Source organism: Mesorhizobium sp. WSM4842, assembly GCF_055901575.1.
In genome coordinates, this window is record NZ_CM148372.1 from 4,965,200 (window position 1) to 4,989,430 (window position 24,231).

At 62.9% G+C, this 24,231-nt stretch carries 21 protein-coding genes; 9 read left to right on the forward strand and 12 right to left on the reverse strand.

What is annotated here, in order from left to right; all coding sequences use genetic code 11:
• Positions 1 to 45: 45 nt before the first annotated feature.
• Genes AC0NIE_RS24170 through AC0NIE_RS24185 form a run of 4 tightly spaced genes read right to left on the reverse strand, consistent with a single transcriptional unit; the run spans position 46 to position 2,599 of the window.
• On the reverse strand, positions 46 to 567 hold the full coding sequence (locus AC0NIE_RS24170) for a CoA-binding protein (protein WP_473488879.1): 522 nt from the start codon (positions 565 to 567) through the stop codon (positions 46 to 48).
• Complete coding sequence (locus AC0NIE_RS24175; RefSeq protein WP_473488878.1) at positions 564 to 1,340, reverse strand: AAA family ATPase; 777 nt, start codon at positions 1,338 to 1,340, stop codon at positions 564 to 566. The genes AC0NIE_RS24170 and AC0NIE_RS24175 overlap by 4 nt, the downstream gene beginning before the upstream one ends.
• Positions 1,341 to 1,352: 12 nt before the next feature.
• Positions 1,353 to 1,775 (reverse strand): VOC family protein, encoded by a 423-nt coding sequence (locus AC0NIE_RS24180; protein WP_352954477.1) that lies wholly within the window; start codon positions 1,773 to 1,775, stop codon positions 1,353 to 1,355.
• Positions 1,776 to 1,777: 2 nt separating this feature from the next.
• Positions 1,778 to 2,599, reverse strand: coding sequence for an enoyl-CoA hydratase (locus tag AC0NIE_RS24185; RefSeq protein ID WP_473488877.1), 822 nt, complete (start codon positions 2,597 to 2,599; stop codon positions 1,778 to 1,780).
• 178 nt (positions 2,600 to 2,777) lie between these two features.
• Here AC0NIE_RS24185 and AC0NIE_RS24190 point away from each other — a divergent pair, with 178 nt between their 5' ends.
• The 3 genes from AC0NIE_RS24190 (at position 2,778) to rpsI (ending at position 4,422) form a co-directional block, all read left to right on the forward strand.
• The gene (locus AC0NIE_RS24190; protein ID WP_473488876.1) at positions 2,778 to 3,242 is read left to right on the forward strand and encodes a PaaI family thioesterase; all 465 of its coding nucleotides are present in this window, start codon (positions 2,778 to 2,780) and stop codon (positions 3,240 to 3,242) included.
• A gap of 231 nt (positions 3,243 to 3,473) precedes the next feature.
• On the forward strand, positions 3,474 to 3,938 hold the full coding sequence (gene rplM / locus AC0NIE_RS24195) for a 50S ribosomal protein L13 (RefSeq protein WP_023798353.1): 465 nt from the start codon (positions 3,474 to 3,476) through the stop codon (positions 3,936 to 3,938).
• 1 nt (position 3,939) lies between these two features.
• Positions 3,940 to 4,422, forward strand: a complete 483-nt coding sequence (gene rpsI / locus AC0NIE_RS24200; RefSeq protein ID WP_473488875.1) for a 30S ribosomal protein S9 — start codon at positions 3,940 to 3,942, stop codon at positions 4,420 to 4,422.
• A 79-nt stretch (positions 4,423 to 4,501) separates the two neighbouring features.
• Here the strand turns inward: rpsI and AC0NIE_RS24205 are convergent, their stop codons facing one another.
• On the reverse strand, positions 4,502 to 5,410 hold the full coding sequence (locus tag AC0NIE_RS24205; RefSeq protein ID WP_473488874.1) for a LysR family transcriptional regulator: 909 nt from the start codon (positions 5,408 to 5,410) through the stop codon (positions 4,502 to 4,504).
• 94 nt (positions 5,411 to 5,504) lie between these two features.
• On the opposite strand from AC0NIE_RS24205, the gene AC0NIE_RS24210 reads away from it, so the two are divergent.
• Positions 5,505 to 6,377: an aldo/keto reductase family oxidoreductase gene (locus AC0NIE_RS24210; protein ID WP_473488873.1), complete on the forward strand. Its 873-nt coding sequence runs from the start codon at positions 5,505 to 5,507 to the stop codon at positions 6,375 to 6,377.
• Between the two features lie 44 nt (positions 6,378 to 6,421).
• Here the strand turns inward: AC0NIE_RS24210 and AC0NIE_RS24215 are convergent, their stop codons facing one another.
• Both AC0NIE_RS24215 and AC0NIE_RS24220 read right to left on the reverse strand, forming a co-directional pair.
• Positions 6,422 to 7,480, reverse strand: a complete 1,059-nt coding sequence (locus AC0NIE_RS24215; RefSeq protein ID WP_473488872.1) for a glycerophosphodiester phosphodiesterase family protein — start codon at positions 7,478 to 7,480, stop codon at positions 6,422 to 6,424.
• 92 nt (positions 7,481 to 7,572) lie between these two features.
• Positions 7,573 to 7,740: a hypothetical protein gene (locus AC0NIE_RS24220; protein ID WP_473488871.1), complete on the reverse strand. Its 168-nt coding sequence runs from the start codon at positions 7,738 to 7,740 to the stop codon at positions 7,573 to 7,575.
• A gap of 176 nt (positions 7,741 to 7,916) precedes the next feature.
• Between AC0NIE_RS24220 and speB the strand changes: the two genes are divergently transcribed.
• Genes speB through AC0NIE_RS24235 form a run of 3 tightly spaced genes read left to right on the forward strand, consistent with a single transcriptional unit; the run spans position 7,917 to position 10,720 of the window.
• On the forward strand, positions 7,917 to 8,924 hold the full coding sequence (speB, locus tag AC0NIE_RS24225) for an agmatinase (RefSeq protein ID WP_473488870.1): 1,008 nt from the start codon (positions 7,917 to 7,919) through the stop codon (positions 8,922 to 8,924).
• 23 nt (positions 8,925 to 8,947) lie between these two features.
• Positions 8,948 to 9,880 carry an N-acetyl-gamma-glutamyl-phosphate reductase gene (gene argC, locus AC0NIE_RS24230; RefSeq protein ID WP_473488869.1) on the forward strand — a complete coding sequence of 311 codons (933 nt, stop codon included), beginning with the start codon at positions 8,948 to 8,950 and terminating at the stop codon, positions 9,878 to 9,880.
• On the forward strand, positions 9,881 to 10,720 hold the full coding sequence (locus AC0NIE_RS24235) for an aminoglycoside phosphotransferase family protein (protein ID WP_473488868.1): 840 nt from the start codon (positions 9,881 to 9,883) through the stop codon (positions 10,718 to 10,720).
• Here the strand turns inward: AC0NIE_RS24235 and AC0NIE_RS24240 are convergent.
• Positions 10,710 to 11,801, reverse strand: coding sequence for a COX15/CtaA family protein (locus AC0NIE_RS24240; RefSeq protein ID WP_473488867.1), 1,092 nt, complete (start codon positions 11,799 to 11,801; stop codon positions 10,710 to 10,712). The two genes, AC0NIE_RS24235 and AC0NIE_RS24240, sit on opposite strands and share 11 nt — an antisense overlap.
• Positions 11,802 to 11,953: 152 nt before the next feature.
• Between AC0NIE_RS24240 and AC0NIE_RS24245 the strand changes: the two genes are divergently transcribed.
• Positions 11,954 to 12,172, forward strand: a complete 219-nt coding sequence (locus AC0NIE_RS24245; RefSeq protein ID WP_029353452.1) for a DUF2842 domain-containing protein — start codon at positions 11,954 to 11,956, stop codon at positions 12,170 to 12,172.
• A 450-nt stretch (positions 12,173 to 12,622) separates the two neighbouring features.
• On the opposite strand, the gene AC0NIE_RS24250 is transcribed toward AC0NIE_RS24245, so the two are convergent.
• The 3 genes from AC0NIE_RS24250 to AC0NIE_RS24260 form a co-directional block, all read right to left on the reverse strand.
• Positions 12,623 to 17,233: an nSTAND1 domain-containing NTPase gene (locus AC0NIE_RS24250; RefSeq protein ID WP_473488866.1), complete on the reverse strand. Its 4,611-nt coding sequence runs from the start codon at positions 17,231 to 17,233 to the stop codon at positions 12,623 to 12,625.
• Positions 17,234 to 18,185: 952 nt separating this feature from the next.
• Complete coding sequence (locus tag AC0NIE_RS24255; RefSeq protein WP_473751395.1) at positions 18,186 to 19,352, reverse strand: IS110 family RNA-guided transposase; 1,167 nt, start codon at positions 19,350 to 19,352, stop codon at positions 18,186 to 18,188.
• Between the two features lie 78 nt (positions 19,353 to 19,430).
• Positions 19,431 to 20,486: a polysaccharide deacetylase family protein gene (locus tag AC0NIE_RS24260; protein ID WP_473489888.1), complete on the reverse strand. Its 1,056-nt coding sequence runs from the start codon at positions 20,484 to 20,486 to the stop codon at positions 19,431 to 19,433.
• Positions 20,487 to 20,577: 91 nt separating this feature from the next.
• On the opposite strand from AC0NIE_RS24260, the gene AC0NIE_RS24265 reads away from it, so the two are divergent.
• Positions 20,578 to 21,807 carry a GNAT family N-acetyltransferase gene (locus tag AC0NIE_RS24265; RefSeq protein WP_473489889.1) on the forward strand — a complete coding sequence of 410 codons (1,230 nt, stop codon included), beginning with the start codon at positions 20,578 to 20,580 and terminating at the stop codon, positions 21,805 to 21,807.
• A 25-nt stretch (positions 21,808 to 21,832) separates the two neighbouring features.
• Here the strand turns inward: AC0NIE_RS24265 and AC0NIE_RS24270 are convergent, their stop codons facing one another.
• Positions 21,833 to 24,019, reverse strand: a complete 2,187-nt coding sequence (locus AC0NIE_RS24270; RefSeq protein ID WP_473489890.1) for a GumC family protein — start codon at positions 24,017 to 24,019, stop codon at positions 21,833 to 21,835.
• Between the last annotated feature and the right edge of the window lie 212 nt (positions 24,020 to 24,231).

Consider the following 24,231-nt stretch of genomic DNA (forward strand, 5'->3'; position numbering starts at 1 on the left):
CGCCTTCCAGAAAAATCCTTCTATTCACCATTCACCATTCACTACCTACTTCTGGCGGACGCCAAAACTCTGGAATCCCGGCCGCATCAGCGGCTTCTTCGACGACAGCACGCCTGAGTTGACGCCGGTCCAGCCGATTTCGCCCGACAGCTTGCCATACTCGATCTTGGGGCAGCGGTTCATCACCACCTTGATGCCGGCGGCCTCGGCGCGCGCCGCCGCCTCGTCGTGGCGTACGCCAAGCTGCATCCAGATAACTTTCGGCAACGGATCGAGCCGCAAGACCTCGTCGACGACGCCCGGCACTGCCGCCGAGCCGCGAAACACGTCGACCATGTCGATCGGCTCGGGAACATCGGCGAGCCTGGCATAGGTCATCCGGCCAAGGATTTCCTTGCTGGCCTGGCCGGGGTTGATCGGGAACACCGAAAATCCCTTGCCCAGCAGGTATTTCAGCACGAAGTAGCTCGGCCGCACATCGTTGGCGGACGCGCCGACCATGGCGATGGTCTTCACCGAATTGAGAATGCCGGCGATATAGGCATTGTCGTAGGCGTCGTGGTTCATGCCTCGTCCTCATACAGAGCTTCGGCGAGAAAACCATCCGGGTCGTTGCAGAAACTGCGCATCATGCGGAAATGATCGGTATCGTGAAAATCGGTCGGGTCGAGGCCGAACCGGCTGATGCGGAACAGCCGCGCGCCGGGACAGGCCATCAGCAGCGGCGAATGCGTCGCCATGATCACTTGCGCCGTGCCTGATAGATCCATCCGCCGCAGCATCTTGAGAAGCTCGATCTGGCGCGTCGGCGACAAGGCGCTTTCCGGCTCGTCTAGGATGTAGATACCTTGCCGGCGGCAGCGCTCCTCGAAGAACCGGATGAAACCCTCGCCATGCGACCAGGACAGGAAGTCGGGCGGCGCCGCATGGGCGTCGATGGCGGCCTGATCGAGATAGCGGGCCACGGAGTAAAAAGATTCGGCGCGAAAGAACCAGCCGGCGGTGACCTTCGGCAGCCAGTGGCCGCGCAGCGTTTCCGCCAGTGCCGCGCCGCTCTTGTCGATGGCGCGGGAGTGGTCGATGGGCATGTAGCCCTTACCGCCGCCGGCCTCATCGTATCCGGCCAGCGCGCCGATCGCCTCGAGCAATGTCGATTTGCCGGTGCCGTTCTCACCGACGATGATGGTGATCGGCGTGGTGAATTCGAGTTCGAAATCGTGGCCGCGGAAGATCGGCAGGTTCCACGGATATTTTTCCCAATCTTCGACCCTCGCCGGCTCGATCAGGATGCGCTTGAGATAGGGAGCCTTCAGTCGCATCAGTTGCTTGCGATATGCCATCTGGCAGTGGTATCAGCCCGGCAGCGAGATGCTGCCGTCTTCCGCGATCGGAAAAGCCGGATTGTGCGCCACTTCCCAGACATGCCCTTCCGTGTCGGCGAAATAACCGTACCAGCCGCCCCAGAAGGCGCGGCCGGCCGGCTTGACGATACGACCGCCGGCCTTCTCGGCCATCGCAAGCACGTGATCGACTTCCGTGTCGGAGCGGGTGTTGTAGGCGAGGTAGATCGCCGACGGCGCCGTGCCGAAGGTGATGCCTGAATCCGCTTCGGCGCTTTCGCGCGGAAACAGCCCGAGAATGACGCCGCCCATCTGGAAGAAGGTGACGCCGTCGGTGATGCCGGCATGGCGGGTCAGGCCCATCGCCTCGTAGAAGCGCGTGGCGCGCTCGAGATCGTCGACGGCGATGGTGATGATAGAGATGCGGGGTTCCATATCTATTCGTCTGTCCATTCCGGCTTGCGCTTGCCGATGAAGGCGCCGATGCCCTCTTCCGCGTCGCGCGCCAGCATGTTGTCAACCATGACGCGGCCAGTGTAGGCATAGGCCTCGGCCAGCCCCATCTCGGCCTGCGCGTAGAAGGCTTCCTTGCCGGTCTTCACGACCAAAGACGATTTGGCAGCAATGGTTTGCGCGTATTTGGTGACAATCTGATTCAGATATTCGCGCGGCACGACCCGATTGACCAGGCCGAATTCCTTGGCCGTCGCCGCATCGATCGTCTCGCCGGTCAAAAGCATCTCCATCGCGTGCTTGCGCGAGACGTTGCGCGACAGGGCCACCATCGGCGTCGAGCAGAACAGCCCGATGTTGACGCCCGGCGTGCAGAAGGTCGCCTCATGCGAGGCGATCGCCAGATCGCAGCTCGCCACCAGTTGCGCCCCGGCCGCCGTCGCCAGACCATCGACCTCGGCGATCACCGGCCTGGGATGGCGCACGATCGCCTGCATCAGTGCCGCACAAGCCGAAAACGTCTCCTCGAAGAATGCCTTGCCGCGATCGGCGTCGGCGCGGCGCGCGGTCATTTCCTTGAGGTCGTGCCCGGCGCAGAACACCTTTCCGGTCGCCGCCAGGATGATGACGCGGACGGATCTGTCTGATTTGGCGCGGTCGAGTTCCGCCGTCAGCGCCGCCATCACCGCCAGCGACAGGGCATTGGCCGGCGGAATGGTGAGCGTGAGGCGGAGCACGCCCTTGTCCAGCCTCGCGACAACCGGACCTTCGGCAACAGCCGGCTTGATGGCGACGATTTCAGCCATGTCTCCAACCTCTTCATCGGCCAGCGGGCATCGGATTCGCGGGCCATGGAACAAAAGAACTAGCACGCTGCCGATTGAAGAACAGCCTTGAGACGTGTTTTCTCGGCAGCGCGGCCTCAGCCAAGTGCCCGCCTTGAGACCGCCGGCCAATACCGGCGCCACCTACAGGAAACCGCCTATGCCCGCCCAAAACAATCTCAAGCCGGTGCTGACTGCCGCGCAGGTCAATACGCTGATTGAGAAAATTTATCCGCAGCTCAACGACCAGTTCACCTTCTACGAGGCGACCGACGTATTTCCAGGCGGCTGCACGGTGCGCCTGAATGCCGACGAGCGGCATTTGCGCCCCGGCGGAACCGTGTCGGGCCCGTCGCTGTTCACGCTGGCCGACATTGGCGGCTATGTCTGCGTGCTTTCGCATGCCGGGCCGGATGCGCTTTCGGTCACCACCAATCTCAACATCAATTTCGTCCGCAAAGCCGAGGCCGGACCGATCGACGGCCATTGCCGGATCCTGAAGCTGGGCAAGAGCCTGATGGTGTTCGAAATCGACATCGTCGCCGGACCGGGAGGACACACGGTAGCGCACGCCGCGGGAACCTATTCGATCCCGCCGAAGCGGTTTGATGATGTGGTAAAATAATACCTTTCGCTCAAACATTTGTTTTTACTATATTTTTCCTGCCCTATTGGTTTTCATCAGCCTTGACGCGATAACCGCCCTCACCTATAAGCCCTCACAGAACAGCGGCCCGCAAAGGCCGCCGTTTTGTTATTGGCGGCGGGCGAGCGCTCTGCGTCAATCCAAGCAACAAGAAACGCCTTCCCTTGTCGATCGTGAATGGGGGAAGGTCCGAACCGAAAGCAACAATCCATGGCAACCTTTTCGCAGAAGCCTGCGGATGTGGTGAAGAAGTGGGTGCTGATCGACGCCGAGGGTCTCGTCGTCGGCCGTCTCGCCACTGTCATCGCCAATCATCTTCGCGGCAAGCACAAGCCCACCTTCACCCCGCATGTCGACGACGGCGACAACGTCATCGTCATCAATGCCGACAAGGTGGTGTTCACCGGCAAGAAATTCACCGACAAGGTCTATTACTGGCACACCGGCCACCCCGGCGGCATCAAGGAGCGCACCGCGCGCCAGTTGCTCGAGGGCCGTTTCCCCGAGCGTGTCGTCGAGAAGGCCGTTGAACGCATGATCCCGCGTGGTCCGCTCGGCCGTCGCCAGATGAAGAATCTCCGCGTCTATGCAGGCACGGAACATCCGCATGTCGCCCAGCAGCCCGTCACGCTCGACGTGGCCAAGCTGAACGCCAAGAACAAGAAGGTTTCGTAAAATGGCTGAGCTTTCCTCGCTCGCAGAACTCGGAACTGCCACCGGCAACTCCAACACGCAGCCGGCGGCACCCGTCCATGTCCAGAAGCTCGACAAGTCGGGCCGCGCCTATGCCACCGGCAAGCGCAAGAACGCCATCGCGCGTGTCTGGGTGAAGCCCGGCTCCGGTAAGATCGTCGTCAATGACAAGGTGTTCGCCGAATATTTCGCGCGCCCGGTCCTGCAGATGATCCTCAACCAGCCGATCATCGCCGCCAACCGCGCCGGCCAGTACGACATCGTCGCCACGGTCATCGGCGGCGGCCTTTCCGGCCAGGCCGGTGCCGTGCGTCACGGCATCTCCAAGGCGCTGACCTATTACGAGCCGGCGCTGCGCGCCGTGCTCAAAAAGGGCGGCTTCCTGACCCGCGACAGCCGCGTCGTCGAGCGCAAGAAGTACGGCAAGGCGAAGGCCCGCCGCTCGTTCCAGTTCTCGAAGCGCTAAGCACTGCGCAGCTTCAGACATTCAAAAAGGCCGCCTCCGGGCGGCCTTTTCTTTTGGTGATTACTAACATGATCCAAATTTAGGAACGATCGGCTGGTACTTTGATGAAGTCGATAAACGCCCGCAACGGCGCTGGCACGAGACGCCGGCCGGGATAATAGAGGAACGGCCCGGGGAAGCTCTGCCACCAAGGTTCGAGGACGGGTTCGAGCACACCGCTCTCAAAGTGAGGGCGAAGCCAGTCCTCGAACAGGCTGACAATGCCGGTACCGGCGATAGCGGCATCGACGGCGAGATCGGCCGCTCCACCCATGGTCACGAGAAGCGGCCCCGTCGGATCGACCCGCACCACCTCGCCGGCACGCTCGAATTCCCACGGCGGCATCGCACCACTGGCGAAGCGGCCGCGCAGGCAGGCGTGACCGAGAAGGTCGCGCGGGTGTTCCGGCCGGCCATGGCGGTCAAGGTAGGCAGGGCTGGCGGCGGTGGCAAAGCGCTGAAGGCGCGGTCCGATCGGCACCGCGATCATGTCCTGTTCCAGCCGCTCGTCGTAACGGATCCCGGCATCGCAGCCTGCCGCCAGCACGTCGACAAAGCTCTCCTCGGCGATCACCTCCAGCCGGATGCCGGGATAGGCAGCGAGAAACCCCGGGACGATGCTGGGCAGCACCAGCCGCGCCGCGCTGACCGGCACATTAAGGCGCAACGTACCTGCCGGCCTGTCGCGGAAGCCATTCACAACGTCGAGGGCCGATTCCACCTCGGTCAAGGCTGGGCCGAGCCGGGCCAGCAGGCTCGCGCCCGCTTCGGTCAAGACGACGCTGCGGGTCGTCCTGTTGAGCAGCCTGACACCGAGCTGCGTCTCGAGGCGGCGCACCGCCTCGCTCAAGCCCGACGCACTGCCGCCGCTCGCGCGGGCGCCATCGCGAAAACCCTTGGCTCGCGCTACGGCTACGAAGGCGTTCAGGTCTCCGAGATCAATCTTCATTGTTCGATATTCCGTACAGCCCGTGCGGAATGTACCCAATTATCGTGAGATCGGACAGCGCCTATCTCAGCCCTATCCTGAACGGAGATAGACTATGTCCAGCATCGACCAGTCCGGCTCATTCACTCTCGGCGACCGCACCGTGAAGCGACTCGGCTACGGCGCCATGCAGCTCGCAGGACCCGGCGTATTTGGTCCGCCCAAGAACCATGGCGCGGCATTGGCCGCGCTGCGCGAAGCCGTTGCGCTTGGGGTGAACCACATCGACACCAGCGATTTCTACGGGCCGCACGTCACCAATCTGCTCATCCGCGAGGCGCTCGCGCCCTATCCGGACGACCTCGTCATTGTCACCAAGATCGGCGCCCGGCGCGGCGAAGACGGATCATGGCTGCCGGCCTTCTCGGCCGAAGCGCTGACCCAGGCGGTGCACGACAATCTGCGCAATCTCGGGCTCGACGTGCTGGACGTGGTCAATCTCAGGATCATGTTCGACGCGCATGGCCCTGCCGAAGGGTCGATCGAGGCGCCGTTCACTGTGCTGGCCGAGTTGCAGCGGCAGGGTTTGGTGAGTCACATCGGGCTAAGCAATGTCACGTCAGCGCAGATCGAAGAGGCGCGACGGATCGCCAGGATCGTCTGCGTGCAGAACCAGTACAATTTGGGGCACAGGGGCGACGATGCCTTGATCGACAAACTCGCCTGTGACGGTATCGCCTATGTGCCGTTCTTTCCGCTCGGCGGCTTCAACCCGCTGCAGTCGTCTTCCCTATCCGGCGTCGCTCAGCGCCTGGGCGCCACGCCGATGCAGGTCGCGCTCGCCTGGCTGCTCCAACGCGCGCCCAATATCCTGCTCATCCCCGGCACCTCATCGGTCGAGCATCTCAGGGAGAATCTTGCCGCAGCCGAACTCGATCTGCCCAAGGATGCCGTCAAGGAGTTGGACGGCGTAGCGATGGCCGCCTGACGGCGAGCTGGCGAAGCGGCACCCTTGCCCGCTCCGCTCCACGTCTAGTTGATGCTCGCGGTGTTCGCCGGCTCCGCCGGTCGCGCCTCATTAGAATATGGCACGCGGTAGCCGTTTGCCGCCAGCCAGTCGATCGCCGCTTTCGGCTCGTCGGTCTGGATGATGGTGGCGCCGCGCTCGGCCCAGAAGCCGTACGTCTCGCGCGGCAGATTGGCGAGCACCGCCAGTTCGTCGCCGCGCCCGCCGGCGAGAAAGCCGCCCGGCTTGTTGACGATGGCGTAGGTATTGGCCCAGATGTGCCAGTCGCCCCTTATCGCCGCCGCGCGCATGCGGGGGCTGAACAGCGGACCGCCGGTGTCGGTCAACGCCTCCGCGCCGGCCCGCCAGTTGATCATCTCGACCGCGCGCGGCGAAAAGGCCCCGCTGACTTTCTCGGCGAAACCGGCGTCGCGAACCGCGTCGTCGGCGATGATCGGCATGAACTGGAAACCGCTGCCGATCGCGCCCATGGCGGCCTTGACAGTGGTGATCCTGGCCGGGTTCCACAGGTTTTCCTTGACGATCACCTGCTCGGCCATGCCCAGGTCGCGCGCAACCGCGATCATGCCGGCCAGGCTGTCGACGTCGAGCTTGTTGTCGATGTTAATGAGGATCCTGTCCTTGGTCGCCACCAGCATCTCGCGCAGCGTCGAAACCGGCTCATCGGTGACGGCGCCAGTGCCCTCGATCACCAGTCTGCAGGTCTTGAGTTCGGCCAGCGTGCGCTTGACCACCTCGCCCTTGCAGTTCGTCGTGCGGTCGAGCCAGTTGTCGTGCATGACGACGAACTCGCCGTCCTTGGAGCGCCTGACGTCGACCTCGACGATTTCGGCACCAAGCGCGATCGATGCCTCGACGGCGGCGATCGAGTTCTCCGCATAGAGCGTCTTGCGGGCCTGCATGCTGCCGGCGCGGTGTGCCGCCACCATGACATGGTCGCGCCATTGGTTGGCGTGTTCGAAACGGTCGAGAATCTGTCTGGCGCGTGTTTCGCCTGCCGATGCCGAGCCTGTGACGAGCACCAGGGCGGCAGAAAGCAGAAGGTTCAGCCAGGTCGTTTGCATGAGAATCGCTCCGTACCGGATGGGAACCCGTTAAGCGACGCACGTGACAGCCCAGTGAACGAAGCCGGCTTCGCAAATGCCGAAAAGTCAGGTCAATGCCGGCTGAAGCGACCGTTCTGCAACCTCGAACCGACGGCAATCAGCAGGTCGCCAGCAATCAGGTCGACGAGATCGATGCCGCCGCCGTAGCGGTCGGTTTGGCCGGGTGGCGTGCGCCCATATCTGTTCCGCTCCCGGCCGATGCCATCCGATGAGGGCATAGCTTTCTACTTTCGGTTGCATTCATGCTTACCTACGCAATTTCCGGGTTTGCCATGCGGGCTCACCTGGCAAGCAAGAATTTGTGACCGAGCTCGAATGGCCATGGCCTCGGAGGGGGTCGCATTTCTGAGAATTATATCCAATAAGGTTGCGCCTCGACGCACAGGAGACCTTCATGCCGAACACCAACATCGACCACGCCTTCACCGCCCGGGCCAGGACAGGTGCGTCCTTCGAGCCGACCTATGCCGGCGCGCTGTCGTTCATGCGACGCAAATACACGAAGGACGTGAAGGGCGCGGACGCGGTGGTGTGGGGCATCCCCTTCGACGCCGCCGTCACCAACCGGCCGGGCGCGCGTTTCGGACCGCAAGCGATTCGCCGCGCCTCGACCATCCTCGACAACGATCCGCAATATCCGTTCTCGCGCGATCTGTTCGAACATCTCGCCGTGGTCGACTATGGCGATTGCCTGCTCGACAGTGGCAATCACCAGAAGACGCCAGGGACGATCGAGCGCGAGGCGGCAAAGATCCTGAAATCCGGCGTCTTCCTGCTATCGCTCGGCGGCGACCATTTCGTCACGTGGCCGCTGCTCAAGGCGCATGCCGCCATCCACGGCCCGCTGGCCCTGGTCCAGTTCGACGCCCATCAGGACACCTGGCCGGACGATGGCAAGCGCATCGATCACGGCTCCTTCGTCGGCCGCGCGGTCAAGGAGGGGATTATCGATCCCGACCGTTCGATCCAGATCGGCATCCGCACCCATGCACCCGACACCTTCGGCATCAAGATCCTGTACGGCCACGAAGTCGAGGAAATGCGCGCGTCCGATATCGCCTATGCCATCGTCGACCGCACCGGCGGCAAGAAGGCCTATGTCACCTTCGATATCGATTGCCTGGACCCGGCCTTCGCGCCCGGCACCGGCACACCGGTCGCCGGTGGGCCGTCCTCGGCAAAAATCCTGTCGGTACTGCGCCAGATCAATCAGGTCGATATCGTCGGCGCCGATGTCGTGGAGGTTGCGCCGGCCTATGATCACGCCGATATAACGGCAATTGCCGGGTCGACGGTGGCCATGCACTATCTCGGGCTGCTGGCGGAACGAAAGGCCCGACTCGAAGAGCTGAACAGCGGCAATAACGTCGTTGCCGCATTGAATCAGGCAAGCGGCATATAACTATCAGGAATTAAAGGCAGGCAATGAAACCGAAAATCTTCATCGACGGCGAGCACGGCACCACCGGTATCCAGATCAGGGCGCTGCTTGCCGAGCGCGGCGACCTGGAGATCATCTCCATTCCGACCGAGCGCCGCAAGGAACCGGCAGCTAGAGCCGAGTTCCTCAACGCCGCCGATGTCGCGATCCTCTGCCTGCCGGACGCAGCCGCGAAGGAAAGCGTCTCGCTGATCACCAACGACACCACCAAGGTCATCGACGCCTCGACCGCGCATCGCGTGGCCGAGGGCTGGGAGTATGGTTTCGCCGAAATGGACAAGGATCAGGCGAAGACAATCGCCAGGGCGAAGCGCGTCGCCAATCCGGGCTGCTGGCCGCAAGGCCCGATCGCGACGCTCAGGCCGCTGGTGGCGGCCGGGCTGTTGCCGCCGGATTTTCCGGTCACCGTCAATGGCATTACGGGCTATTCGGGCGGCGGCCGGCCGATGATCGAGGACTATGTCGCCAAGGGCGAGGATGCGTCGGAATTCCTGCCCTACGGGCTGACCCTGCAGCACAAGCATGTGCCGGAGCTCAGGACCTATGCGAAGCTGTCGCATGATCCGATCATGCAGCCTGCGGTCGGCAATTTCGCGCAAGGCATGATTACCGTGGTGCCGCTGCAGCTCGGCGGCCTCGACTATGTGCCGACCGGCGCCGAGCTTCATGCGGCGATTGCCGACCATTTCGCCGCCATCGATGGCGGCGTGGTCGAGGTGGCGCCCTATGTGCAGCTTGAGCGCGTGCCGGAGATCGATCCCGAAATCTACAACGGCACCAACCGGATGAAGCTCTATGTCTTCGCCAACGACGACAGGGCCCAGGCGCTGCTGCTCGCCGTCTACGACAACCTCGGCAAGGGCGCCTCGGGTGCTGCCGTGCAGAACATGGATCTGATGCTGGGCCTCGAGCACTGAATGGACGCTCCTGCATTTCCAGAACGCTGGAAGGTCAACGCGCCAGAACTGATTGCCGAGACGTTCAGCAGCCGCGTCTGGAAGGTTGTTCGCGCGGACGGTTCGCCGGCGATCGTCAAGGCCCTTAAAGCTTTCGACGATGTCGAAGACGAGTTGCGCGGCGAGCATTTTCTCGCCTGGCGGCGCGGCGAAGGCGCGGTGCGGCTGCTCGGCCGCGACGGTCACTGCATGCTGCTCGAATATGCCGGCGAAACCTTGCTGTCACAGGTTCTCGCGGAGCAGGGAGACAACGCTGCCACAGCAATCGCGGCCGAGTTGATGGCAAGACTGTTCTCGCCATCTGACCACCCTGCCCCACCGGATCTGCAGCCGCTGCGGGTACGGTTTTCCAGCCTGTTCAACAAGGCGAAGATCGATCACGACGCCGGCGAAAAGAGCCTTTACGTCGAAGCGGCTGCGACCGCGGAACGGCTGTTGGCCGATCCTGTCGACGTGCTGCCGCTGCATGGCGACCTGCATCACGACAACATCATGCTGGGACCGCGTGACTGGCTGGCGATCGACCCGAAGGGCGTTCTTGGGGATCCCGGCTTCGATGCGGCGAACATGTTCTACAATCCGCTCGAGCGCGACGACCTTTGCCGCGATCCCCTGCGCATTGCCCACATGGCCGAGACCTTCGCCAGAACGCTCGGCCAGGCGCCGCCAGCCATCCTGGATCACGCCATCGCCTATGGCTGCCTGTCGGCGTCATGGCATCATGAAGACGGCAATGCGGTCGATGAGAACCGCGAATTGTCCATTGCCACGGCGATCAGGACGGTGCGGCTCAGCCTCTGACGGCGATCTGGTTGGGCATGGGATAAGCGCCCTTGGTGCCGCGCCAATGCGCTGCGGCGAAACCCAGCAGGACAAGCGCAAATGCCTGATGCATCAGCGCCATGTGCAGCGGCACGTGCATCAGTAGCGTGCCGATGCCGATCAAGGCCTGCGCCAGCACCAGCAGAAACAACAGCGTCGCGCGGTGCGCATGCGTCGTGCCTGGCTGGCGGCGGTGCGTCGCGATCATGTGCCAAAGTGCTGCGACGAAGGTCGTGTAGGCGCCGAGCCGGTGGATGAACTGAACCGTCTTCGGGCTCTCGAAGAAGTTGCGCCATGCCGGCTCGAGGATCAACAGATCGCCGGGGATAAGTTTGCCGTCCATCAGCGGCCAGGTGTTGTAGCTCAGGCCGGCATCGAGGCCGGCGACCAGCCCGCCGAGATAGATCTGGATCAGCGCCAGCAACACCAGGAAGCCGGCCAGACGCTGCGTCGAACGGTCGGCGGCGGGCGCGGAGTGCGGGGCCAATCCACGCGCGACCACCATGGTCGCGGTGAAGATCAGCGCGGCCAGGGTCAGATGCGTTGCCAGCCGGTATTGGCTGACGGAGACCCGGTCGACCAGCCCGGACGCCACCATCCACCAGCCGATCGCGCCCTGCAGGCCGCCGAGAAGAAGAATCCCGATCAGTTTCGGCCCAAGCCCGCGCTCGATGCGACGCGTCGCCCAGAAGAACACCAGCGGCACGGCAAAAACCACGCCGACACCGCGCGCCAGGATCCGGTGCACCCATTCCCACCAGAAGATCGACTTGAACGCTTCGAGGCTCATGCCCTTGTTGAGCTCGGCATATTGCGGGATCTGCTGGTAGCGCTGGAACTCCTCCTGCCATTCGGCGTCGTTGAGCGGCGGGATGATGCCGTGGATCGGCTTCCATTCGGTGATCGACAAGCCGGACTCGGTGAGCCTGGTGGCGCCGCCGACCAGCACCAGTAAGAACAGCACCAGAAGCACGACGTAGAGCCAGCCGCGCACCAGCGCCCGGTTGCGCAGGTCGCGGTCGCGGGCCACGAAAGGCGCGGCAGCTGATATGGCAGCCATAGGCTTGTCCCGGCAGGTTGCAGTCGCGGATTGGTGAACCATCGCAACCCCGCTGGCAAGACCGGACAGCGCGGCACGCCGTCGCGCCGCTTCTTGGCTGTTGCGTGCCTCTTCCGTTGGGCCTAAGCGATAGGGATCAACGGGATCGCGAAATGCCCATTCGCCTGAAGAAGCTGATCGGAACCTTCCTGCTGGTGGCGCTGGTCATCGTCTATGCGCTGGTCGCATCGATCGTTGCGGTTGCCCAACTGGCGGAATCGGGACCGTGGGCGCATTTCCTGTTCTTCCTGCTCAGCGGCATGCTCTGGGTGCTGCCGGCCATGGGCATCATCAAATGGCTGATCCTGGAGCCCCCGCGGCCGAAGAACTGAGGTTTGCACGCCGCCGCTAGACTAGTGGTGAAAGCCTGACGCTTGCTACCCGACGCGTAGGGCAGCTCAGGGTGGTTTTCTGCCTTCCGTGTCGCCGATCGGAACGCGCGTGCGGCGCCAGAAGCGGCTGTTCAGTTGACAAACATCCAACGGCGGGAGTCGACGCTTCCCGGCCGCTCACCAATGCCCTTGCTCTAGCACCCTTGCCGCTGGCTGCATAAACGTCGCTGATTGGCCGTCCCGTTAGACCTCCTCTAGGGCGCACGTACGAGAAGGTGGGCTGGCATAGGCTCCGTTTATCAACCGAAGATCGCTTTTTTTTGCACCCGGCTTCAAAATTGCGGTTCAGCAAGGCGGAATTTTTGAACCTCAGAACTGCCATTCGCTCTTAGCTCGGAACGGCTGACGCCGACCATCGCGTGGTGAGGTCGACAGCGCATTGGAGCGATATCAGCTTGGACAGTCGCCAACTTCACCTTCGACAGGAAGGAAGAAACGTCGCCGTTCGCAGGCGGTCAGTTCGCGTGGAACAATCGCACGTGCGTAGTCAATGAGGTCCAGAGGTGTTTGGAACGCGCGAATTATTCGGACGCTATCATCACCGGACACGATTGCGATCCTCGTTCCATCGGAATTGAAAGCCGCCCGCATCAGCGCCGGTCGGTTGGCCTCGTCCTCCCGGCTGGCAAGCACTGCGATCTCGCGCCCCGACTGCGCCGCCCAGAGCCTGACCGTGCGATCCTGAGACGACGTCGTCACGACATACAAACCGTTAGGACTGATTTGCGCGCTGTCCACTGCGCCGCTGTGACCCCTGAGAACGACCTTTTCTGTTCCTACCGGAACGCTCCAGATTCGAACGGTCCCATCGCGTGAGGCAGTTAGGAGAGACTGACCGTCCTGGCTAAACGCGACTGCTGTCAGCTCGTCGCTGTGGCCCTTCAGCGTCGCGACACTATTTCCGTCCTTGATCGACCAGATCCGCGCGGTGCGGTCGAGTGAACCCGTGACAACCAGTTGGCCGTCTGGACTGAAAGCGGCCGCGGTGATTCGGTTCTGATGCCCGATGAGAACCTTGAATTCAGTTCCGTCGGTCTTCAAAAGGTGGGCAGCGTTGTCGTCCGTCGCGGTAAGGACGAGATCCCCGTCCCGGCCGAAAATCGCCTGTGGCAATTTCCCGCTTGTCTTGATGGTGGCCAGTTCGGCGCCGCTTGCCGCGTCCCACAACTGTGCGGTACCGTGAGCCGAACCCGTCGCTAACAGGTCTCCCTTGGGACTAAATTGAACTTGAAGTAGCCCGTCACGAGATTTGAGCTGCGCGACCTCGCGTCTGCTTGCAACGTCCCAAACAAGAACTCGGCCCCCAAGGGATGCGGTTGCAACGCGACTTCCATCACGGCTGAACGTCGCACTTTGGACAGTTTCGTGTGTGTCAAGCTCGGCTATCTGACGTCCGCTTACAACCTCCCACAGGTGCGCTGCGCTATCCCCACCTCCAGTCAAAAGGTGCACATTATCGGGACTAAAGACCGCAAAGGTCGGCGGATATTCATGGGACAGCGCAGTTGTCAGAACCCCGTCGATATCCCAGAGCCGAGCGGTGCGATCGTGCGATGCAGTGAGAAGAATGCTGTTGTTAACTGGGCTGAATTCCACGTGCTCGACCAAGGCGTCATGGCCGATGATGGTGGTGAGCAGCGACGTGCGCTCGACATCCCAAATACGAACCGTGCCGTTGAGGGAAGCGGCAGCCAAGAACCGATCGTCCTGGCTGAAGACGCTGTTCATCTCCTGATCGCGCTCATCCGGGCCCATGTAACTTAGTTTGAGCCCCGAGGACTCCTGGCCGAGCACGCCAAGCAAATTACCCGAGATTCCGTCCCAGAGTCGTGCGCTACCATCGAGTGATACCGTCGCAATTCGACGACCGTCGTGACTGAACATTACGCCTTGTAATTGTGTGTCGCTCTTGTGACCGGCCAATGTCGCAATTTCCATGCCTTTCGACACGTCCCAAAGATGCGAAAGGAAAGGGTATGAAATCGGGCCCCACGAGGTTATCAGGATCCGGCTTCCGTCCGGGCTGAATGCGACGCTGTACGGCCAAGCGTTAACCCGCAGAGTCCGGTTCAGTTTGCCATCTTCCGCATTCCAGATAAGAACGGAGCGTTGATCGCGTTGTGCGATTGCGAAGCTCTGGCCATCGGGACTAAAGCTAGCCAGGGAGCTTCCACGTCTCTCTACACTTAGGATTTTCCTTCCGGTTTGAGCGTCCCAGAGTGATGCATCGCTGTTCTCCCCCGCTGTCAGCACCCGAGTGCCGTTTGGGCTGAAAATCGCCGTAGGAAAATTGCCGACCGGCTGAAGTAAAAAGAGCTGCTCCCCTGAGGTGGCGTTCCAGATGCGCGCGGTGCCATCTCTAGCAACTGTAATGACGCGGCTTCCGTCCGGGCTGAACTCGGCTCTCTCAACGGCGCCTTGGTGGCCCTTCAGAACCGCAGTCTCGGTACCATTCAGGGCGTCCCAAATGCGTGCCGTCGCGTCATGCGATGAGGTGACAATGCGGTCGCCGGTCCGATTGAAAGCTGCATGTGTCACACTGGCGTCTTGGTGGAAGATCCTCGTTTGACGATGCGCTAACAAAGCCTTGTAAAGCGCGGCCTCCGCTTCAACGATGTACGGGCGTCTGTGTTCAGATGTGCCCGTCGGCAGCGCTTCGAGCGCCAGCAAAACCGCGGCCTCAGTATTACCGCTCGTTGCGGTTTGCTGCGAAAGAAACGCAAGCGAAAGAGACTGGTTGCGCAGCGCCTGGTCGCGCGCCTCAAGGGCCTTCCTCTCGGCCGACCTGGCCTTGTCCGCGCTCATTTGCGCCAGCACCGCCTGCCGCATTGCTTCCTGCTGTCCTCTGAACCCAATGAATGCGCCTGCTCCAGCCAAGAGAGCCAACACCGTCGCGACGATGGCCGCATAGCGCGTACGTCGTGCCAGCTGTATCGCAGCAGTTGCTGCCAGATCCCGACGCTCAGCTTCTCCCGCGAGCCGGTCGGCCTCGCGCTCCAAGCGTTCGCGTCTTGCTACTTCAGCAGCCTCGATCAGTGCCCGCTCTGCTTGCCGGTCCTTCTCCTCTCTCTTCTTCTGGGCACGTGAGGACGCCTCGATGTATTCAACGACTTGATCGTCGACTTCCTGGCGTCTCGACAGCAGCAATTCCTCGCCCTCGGCGAGACGCTTGCCGGACGGCAGCAAAAGATCGCGGTTCTTGTTGTCCGAGTGCCATCGATGGGCGTCAGCCTTGAGCCGAGCCCGCGTCTCGAGGAAGCTCCTATTCGCGTTGACAATGTCGCTGGCGCGCGGCCAGCGGCTGAGCAGCGCCTCATGGGCCACGCGGACGAAGACATGGCCCGCGGCATCTTCATCACTGACGAGGAGCCGGGCGGCGATCAACGCGTCGACGAGAGCCAATCGTGCCGGCTTTCCAGCCACTTCGCTGAGCAGGACTGGACTTGCCGTAACAGTTTCATCGCCCGGACGCACCGTGGTGAGAGCGCGCAGCACCGCCGGCAATGCCTCCTGGATGTCGGGCGGGAGCGCGTCGACGACTTCATCGGCGCGGCGCGCGATCGCCCCTTCGAGGCCGCCAAGCGCACGATACGCAGCAAAGGTGAGGATCCGGCGCTCCCGGCCTACCTCGTACAGCGCATCGAGAACGAATTCGAGAAGCGGCAACGATCCGGGATCGGCGGCTGCCGCGTCCTGCAGCACATCATCGAGCCGCCCCAGATCGGCGCGCTCCTCGAAGCGGAGTGCGGCAGCACGAGCCGGCTCGCGAATGATCTGGGCGATCTCAGGGCTCGTCGGCGGCAAGAGCTCATAGCTGCCGAGGCCGTCCTTCAGCGCCGAGAAACCTCGGACTTCGCCGCAGCGGTGAAAGAAATCCGACCGGATCGTCGCAATCACCCAGACCAGTCCGCTGCCGGCGAACGCCGCCAAGAGCCGCACAAGCGCTTCGCGCGACGCCGGTTCCTTCTCCGTCGTGAACAGCTCCTCTGTCTGATCGATGGCGATCAGCAATCGTATTTGCGAAGGGACCGAGCCAGCGGCGGTGGCTGCTTTGCCGAGTGCCTGGCGGATCAGAGTCATCGCGCGATCGGGAGCGCTTCGACAGAGTTGAGTCAGCTCTGCCGCTGTCAGTTCGAGAGCCAACTCGGGCAAAGCACCTTCGCGAAGGAGTCCCGCGGTCAACGAGGCGACAGCATCAGGCCCTTCGGACGGGCGGATCAGGCAACGGCGCCACAAACTGATGCCTACCACTGCGCCGGGTCGGGTGATTGAAGGCATCAGCCCCGCGCGCAGAAGAGAAGACTTACCGGAGCCGCTCATCCCGTAGATGAGCAAAAATGCTTTGCCGTTGGCTGCGAGCTGTTCCAGCCTTTCGGTGCAAGCAGTGATCGCCCGCGCTCTGCCGAAAAAGAGGTCGGCGTTTTCAAATTCGAAGACGTCGAGACCGCGAAAAGGCGACCTGACCTGTTCCTCCGAAGCGAGGGGTACACGATAGACGTGCACAGGCCGGGCGATATTCTTCACCTTGTGCTCGCCAAGATCGATGAAATCGAGCGAAAGCCGATCGCGAGCCTGCGCATAGATCGCCTCGGAGACACATATTCCGCCCGGCCGTGATAACGGTTCCAAACGCGCGGCGACGTTGACGCCGTCGCCCATGAGGTTGTCACCCTCTACGACGACATCGCCGAGGTTGATGCCGATGCGAAATCGCAGGCGGCCTGGCTCGGGGAGGTCGGCGTTCTGTCTATCGATTTCCAACTGGATTTCGGTGGCACACCGCAGCGCCTCGACAGGGCTTGCGAACTCCGCGATGACACTGTCTCCGGCGCTGCCGAACACCCGTCCCTCATGGTGCACAATCAGCCGGTCAATGATCTGGCGATAGGCTCTCAGGGTCGCAAGAGTACCTTCCTCATCCCTGCCTATCAGCCGGCTGTAGCCGACCACATCGGCTGCAAGGATGGCAGCCATTCTGCGCTGAACGCGATCCACGGCCATAGCCAGCTCCCGCAATCCTGAAGCATCCTAAAGGAAATGGCGGCCGATGAGGAGGGAGGCACCAAGCTTACCCGAAGGACGGCGTTGGCAATTATTCCTTTTGACCTCAACGCACAGTTTCCGCCTTTGTAGCGGAGAAGTCCAATCCCAGTCGGTTCTGCCACTACCAGCATAATTCTAGTTTTATTGATCGTCCATTGGACCTCCATCCCGTGGCGCACTTGCGACAACGGGACACCCGGCATAAGTCCCGCCTATCGACCGAAGATCGCGTTTTCGCACACGGCTTCAAAATTGCCATTCGCAAACGACCGGGTTTGACCTGACCCGGACTTCCAAGGTGGTTCCACGGAACGGCAGCTAGGGGTCACGACGTTCCCTTGACCTCCCATCAGGGATGGTCCGCAAGGGGTCGGTTCTTGCCGTCCACCGGTGCCAAGTGTCAGACTTTCACCTGTATGGGGCGATGATTGTCAAGCTTGATCTTGCTTCGTTTCCTCATCTCCTTGTTCGGCCAGCTGGTGACCATCTCCTCGTCCCGACCTTGACTTCGAACTGGCCGCCGCGCGCAGTGACGGTCAAGGATGGGCCGGGGGCCCATCGCGCAGCGGACTTGTCCTTGACGGTCATGAGCACGGGCGGCAGGCTTGAATGATCGGGCGCGCGCCATTCGGCAGCCGACGACAGTTCCGAGGGGGAGTTCGCTATGAGGCCCAGGCGCGGAGGTCGCGGGGCAGACTTGTATTCGGTAGATCTCAGTTGGATCTAAACCATGATGCAGCCATGCGCATCGGCGGCGAAGCTCCGGGGCGGCGGACCCATTCTACTAGGCGGATCGAAATGAAATGACCATGTGAAAATTCGGGTTGCCGCCACCTCGGATCGTCATCGGCAGACCCCGCTACCGGGGCCGCCAATTGGGTTGTGTTCTCCTCTATCCTGCGTGCCCCCATCACGCCGCACGTAATGTGACGCCCTGCGGCGGCTCGCCCGTGATGACGAGACGCCACAACCCGATCAGCAGCTTGCGCGCCAGCGCCACGATCATCGTCTTGCGCGTGGTTTTGCGCCCGTCGGCCGTGCGCGCCTGGAACCATCGGGCGAGACCACTGTCCTTTTGGAACCGGAGAAAGCGCCACGCCAACTGGATCATGCCGCGCCGGACGCGGGCGTTGCCGGCGCGTGCCAGTCCCTTCTCGCGGCGGCGTTTGCCGCTCTCGTCCGGCGACCCCGTGAGACCGGCATAGCGCGCCACGGCGCGGCGATCGCGCAGCTTGCGGGACAGCATCTCGTGGACCAGCATGTCCGCCGTCTCGACACCGACGCCGATGACCCGCGCCAGCAGGCGAACCATCGCGTGCGGACCGTTCGCCGCAGCCGGAGCCGCGGCGAGTCGGCGCAGGCGTTCCTGCTCGATCGTGCGGATCTGCTCGCGCACCAGGCTGAGCCGCTCAAGGAGGCGGTAGAGCTCGGCGCGAGTGTTGTCCGGCAGCGGTGTTCCCTCCGCCGTGCGGATGGTCTCGAGCCTGTCCGCCGCCTGGCGCAGGCTCAGCCGGAAGCTGCGGATGCCGAAGCGGGCGAGGATCGCCTTGATGTGGTTGATAATCCGCGTCTTGTCGCCGACCAGGGTCTCCCGCTCGCGGTTCGGCCGCCGCGCGTCCTCCTCTTCGAGCGTCGGGATCGGCGCCATACTGCAATGGCGCTTCTCGCCGCGCAGCCAGCCGAGAAAGGCGCGCATCAGAAGCTCGGTGTCGAGACGATCGGTCTTGGCGCGCCGGTGCTCGCGCGACACCGCAACGCTAGCGGGGTGGATGGCGTAAGCCTCGATACCGCGCGCTCGCAGCCAGCGCGCCAGCCAGAAGCCGTCGCCGGCCGCCTCATAGGCGACGGCGATCCGCTTGATCTGGCGCCCGGTCCGGCCGGCTTCGTCGCGCCAGCGCTGCAGCAACTTCAACAGTGATGGTGCGTCGGCATCGATCTTCTTGAGGGGTTGGCGCTTGAAACCCGGAACAAGCGAGGCAATCAGCCATTTCGCCTTGCTCAATTCGATGACGGCGACGATCGTGTTATCCTGTTCGAGAGCGGTAAGGGACCGGCTCGTGTCAAAAGATTGCGACATGGGGCGCGCCTCCTTCTGATGGTGGTTTTGACAGCGCCGAAGGATGCCACACCCTCGCCGCTCGCCCCATAGCATCCACTAGATGGTGACAAGCATCTTGCCGGCATTGGCCAGCGGCGTCGTCACGCCCGACAGCATCGTGCGGATATGAGCAACGCTCTGATAGCGACCGTTGACCGAAATGCGCGGCAGCGCCTGCAGGAAGCCGGCATGTTCGGCGCGCAGCACGCCGTGGCGTGTCGTCACCGCCGAGGCATAGCCGGCGTCGCGGGCAAAGCCGACTTCGCGGTCGCCAACGGCGCTGGCATAGCCATAGGGATAGGCGAAATGGCGCGGCGCCTCGCCGAGTTCGGCCTGCAATATGCGCCTGACGTCGTCGACCTCGTGCCGCGCATCGGCTTCGGGAAGCCGCTTCAGATTGCGATGATTGACGGTGTGCGCGCCGATCGTCACCAGCGGATGCCCTGCCATGGTCCGGATCTCGTCCCAGTTCATCAACGTGCTCTGGCGCGCGTCCCGCTCGATACCGTTCGACCGCGCCAATTCGCGCAGCACCGCGCGCTGGTCCTCCTCGCCGACGTCCAGCGTCAGATAGTCGTGCAGGCGCGCAAAGGCCTGGAGTTTCTTGCCCGGGGTCGAGCAATCGATCGTCACCGGACCGTCCGGTGTTGTCAGAATCAACCGGTCGCGCGCGCTGACGATGTCCTCGACGACCTCCCACCATAGATCGGCGGCGCCGTTTATCAGCCCCGGCGCGACATAGATGGTGACCGGCGCGCCGTGCTTTTCCAGCACCGGCAGCGCTTCGGTCATGTTGTCGCGGTAGGCGTCGTCGGCGGTGATCGCCGCGAACTGGCCATCCTTGCCGCCGGCCTTGATGCGCTCGATCGCTTCGTCCAGCGAGACGAACGTATAGCCGTTCACCGTCATATCGGCGATCACGGCGTCGAGGAACTCCGGCGCGATGTTGAGATGCCGGTTGACGCTATCAGGTTTTTCCGGCCTCGCGGTGACCCGGTGCAGCATCAGGATGGCGCCGATGCCGCCGACAAACGGCTTGGCCAGCGGGGCAAGACCGGTATAGCGGACGACGTTGAGCGCCAGTTTCCGGATCGCCTCGCCCCCGTCGATCATTCATTCACCTTTTGCGCCTAGGCTCATCCAAGCACGGAATGCGCCTATGCGAGCCCCCAATCGCGGTGAATACGCCTTAAAGGATTGAGGTATGGTTGACGCCACCGCGTCATTTGACGGCAATCGGCTCGAAGCAATGGAGGCGGCGCCGCGCGCGTTGCCTGCGGATCATGCCGGCCTGTCGGTCTCGGTCGCCGGCGGTGCGGCACTTGCGGGCTATGCCGAGTTCTGCGGTTCGGCGCTGTTCGCGCCGGCGCAAAGCCCGGCCTGGATCCTGAACTGGGCCAGATATGCCGAAGCGAACACCGTCTTAGTGACGCTGAACGCTGACGGCCGACCGGCTTTTTCGTTGGCGCTGGAAGTCACCAGCCGCGGTCCGTTCCGCGTCGCCCGTTTCATGGGCGGCCGCCATGCCAACGGCAATTTCGCCGCCGCCGATCCGTCTTGGCTGACCAAGGCGGATGGCGCGGCAGTCCGCTCGATGCTGGCGGCGATCGCCAGGGCGCGGCCGGACATCGACCTCGTCGCACTGGAACGGCTGCTGCCCGATCTCGACGGCATTGCCAATCCGCTTCTATCCCTCCCGCATTTTCCCAGCCCCAACCTGTCGCTGGCCGTCGACTTGGCGGGAGGTTTTGATGCGCTGCTCTCCCGCGCAAGCGGCAAGCGCAGGCGCAAGAGGCACCGCTCGCAGGCGCGCAAGTTAGAAGCCGTCGGCAGCCACCGCCGCATCGAGGCGCAGACAGTGGACGAGGTGAACAGACTGCTCGATGCATTTTTCGAGATGAAGGAGTTCCGCTTCCGCAAGATGGGCGTCGCTAACGTCTTCGGCGAGCCGAAGGTTCGTGCTTTCTTCCGCGCGTTGTTCGTCGAAGCGCTTTCCGACGACACGCCGTCCTTCGTGCTGCACGGGCTCGAAGTCGCGGGCAAGCTTCGCGCCGTCACCGGATCGAGCCGCTCGGGAAAACGCCTGATCTGCGAGTTCGGAGCGATCGCCGACGACGACGTCGCCCATGCCAGCCCCGGCGACTTCCTGTTCTTCGACAACATCGAGGAAGCCTGCGAGAGGGGGTTCGATGTCTATGATTTCTCGGTCGGCGACGAACCCTACAAGCGGCTGTGGTGCGATATCGAGACCCAGCATTTCGAGGTCCTGATTCCGCTGACGATGAAGGGCCGCGCGCTGGTGTTCGTCCTGCGGCAAGGCGCGCGCCTGAAAGCCGTCATCAAGAACAGCCCGACGATCTGGAAGCTGACCAAGATGCTGCGCCGCAGGACCGCCGGACAGGCAGCACCTGCGGCGGGCGAAGAAGACAGCTGATCGCTGCCGAGATTTCCGGGACGTCTCAGGCGGCGGAGCGCCGTCCGGGTATCGGCGTCCCTGGCGTCTCGTGGCCGACCGGCGTCACCAGCGTCAGGTCGGGATAGCCGCTCTCGATCAGCTCGACTGCGGCCTGAGCCACCTCGTCGTCCGGCTCCAGCAGCGACAGGAAGACCTCGGTGTCCTCGCCGACAAGGCGGCTGATGCCTTGCGCGTCTGCGGGTCCGCATTCGACCACGACCAGATCGTAGGCGGTGGTCAGCGACTGCATGATGATCGGCAGGCGGTCGGCGGCGCGCATGGCGCGGACCGGAGCGGCGGTGCCGACGGGAATGACGTGGCAGTCCGAATAGAGATCGGGGTGGATCACGTCGCTGAACTGCGCTTCGGAGGCGAGCAGATTGGTGATGCCCGGGAAAAGCCCGCTGTCCAGCATCGGCCGCGAGGCGGCGCCCGAAGCGGTGAGATCGAGCAGGAGCACACGCAGGCCGGCGTCGGAAACCTCACGCGCCACCAGCACCGCCGAGGCGGCCGCCTCGTCGCCTTCCGGCGACACGAATATGGCGCGTGCCGCAGCGCTTGTGATCAGTTTTTCAACCGCCCTGTCGATTTCGACCTCGCCAAGCGTGGGGCGCGCCGGCTCGACGTCCTCGCCAGTTGCTGGGGCAGTTGCCGGCGCCGCGGCAGCCGCTTCCGGCTCTGCCTGCGCTTCCGCCCGATCCTCGACGTCCTCGATATCGGCCGGTTCGCGGTTGGACGGTTCGCGGGCAACCGGCATCGCGACCTGTTCGATCCGCTCGAAGCGGGCGCCGGCGGCCGGCCGCATGGCGCGACCCGAAAACAGCTCTTGCAGAAGCGTCACCATCGCCATCAGCAGCAACGAGCCGACGAAGGCCGCACCGGTGATCGGCAGGATTTTTGGGAAATAGGGCTCGGACGGGGCCACCGCGCGGGAAAAGACGCGGGCGTCGACCGGCAGATAGTTGCTGTCCTTGCGCGAGGACGCCTCGCGGTAACGGGTGAGATAGGATTCGAGCAGTTGCCGCTGGGCGGTCGCTTCGCGCTGCAGCGCGTCCAGTTCGACCTGCTGATCGCCGGCGCGCGCCGATGCGGCCTTCAGCGTGTTGACGTCGGCGACAAGCTGGTTTTCGCGGGCCTGGGCGGTCTGCGCCTGCGTCATCAGCCCTTTCATGATCTTTTCGGCCTCGTTGCGGATCTGGCGGTCGAGATCGGCAAGCTGCGACCTCAGCGCCCGGATGCGCGGATGATTATCGAGCAATGAGGTGGAAAGGTCGGCTATGTTGGTCTTGAGCTCGACCTGCCGCTCGCGCAGCCGCTGGATGAGTTCGGAAGACAGCACCTCCGGTACCGCATCCAGCGAGCCGCCATTCTGCAGCGCCCTGCGCACGCTGTCGGCAGTCGCTTCCGCCGAGGCGCGATTGGCGCGCACCCGCGACAGTTCGCTGGACAGTTCGGAAAGCTGTTGCGTCGCGAGCACCGAATTGTTGCCGCCCATCAAAAGATCGGACTGGGCGCGGTAGCTTGCTACCTTGGCCTCGGCATCCTTCACCCGCTTCGACAGGTCGGCGATCTCCGGCGCCAGCCAGTCGGTCGCGGCGGAATTCGATTCAATATTGGCATTGCCCTGGACGGAGATGTAAGCGTCGGCTATGGCGTTCGGAATTTCAGCAGCGAGCCGGGGATTTTCCGAGGAGAATTCGATGACGATAACGCGAGATTTTTCAACGCGATAGACGTTGAGCTTCTCGCGCATCTTCGTCAGCACGCGTTCTTCCGGCGGAATCTCGTTGGGGTCGCTTTTCAGGCCGGCGATGACGAGCAGACGGCTCAGTACCGGCATGTCCGCCGTCTCGTCGAATTCGGCAAGCCGCGACAAATTGAGCTTCTGCGCCACCTGCTTGAGGATGTCGGTCGAGGAAATGACCTCGACCTGGCTGGTCACGCCTTCCTCGTCGAGAATCGGCTTGTCGTTGTCATTGGTGCCGTCGGGGCGCGTATAGACCGATTCACGCGTTTCGATCAAAAGCCGTGTTTCGGCCCTGTAATGCGGCGTGGCGAGCCAGGTGAGCGCGAACGCCAGGCCGGTTATGACTAGCGCGACGACTAGAATGCGCAGCCAATTCCTCGCAATGCTTGCGAAGAGCTGCCTGAGATCGACGTCGACATCTGCGGCCGCGGATTGAACGGACATGCATCCTGCTCCGGTACCTAAAGCACGTCGCGTTGCACAGGTTCATGCGACGCGCTTAAGCTCTTGTTTTCATGCATGTCGTTGCCCCAAAACCGCTGCGCACTTTTGGGGCGACATGCATTGGTCAGGATGCACCGTAAACAACTATGGTAACTCAGCCGTTAATATCGCGGTAAGCATCTGTTAGGTTTTTACTCGCAAGCGGCAGGTAA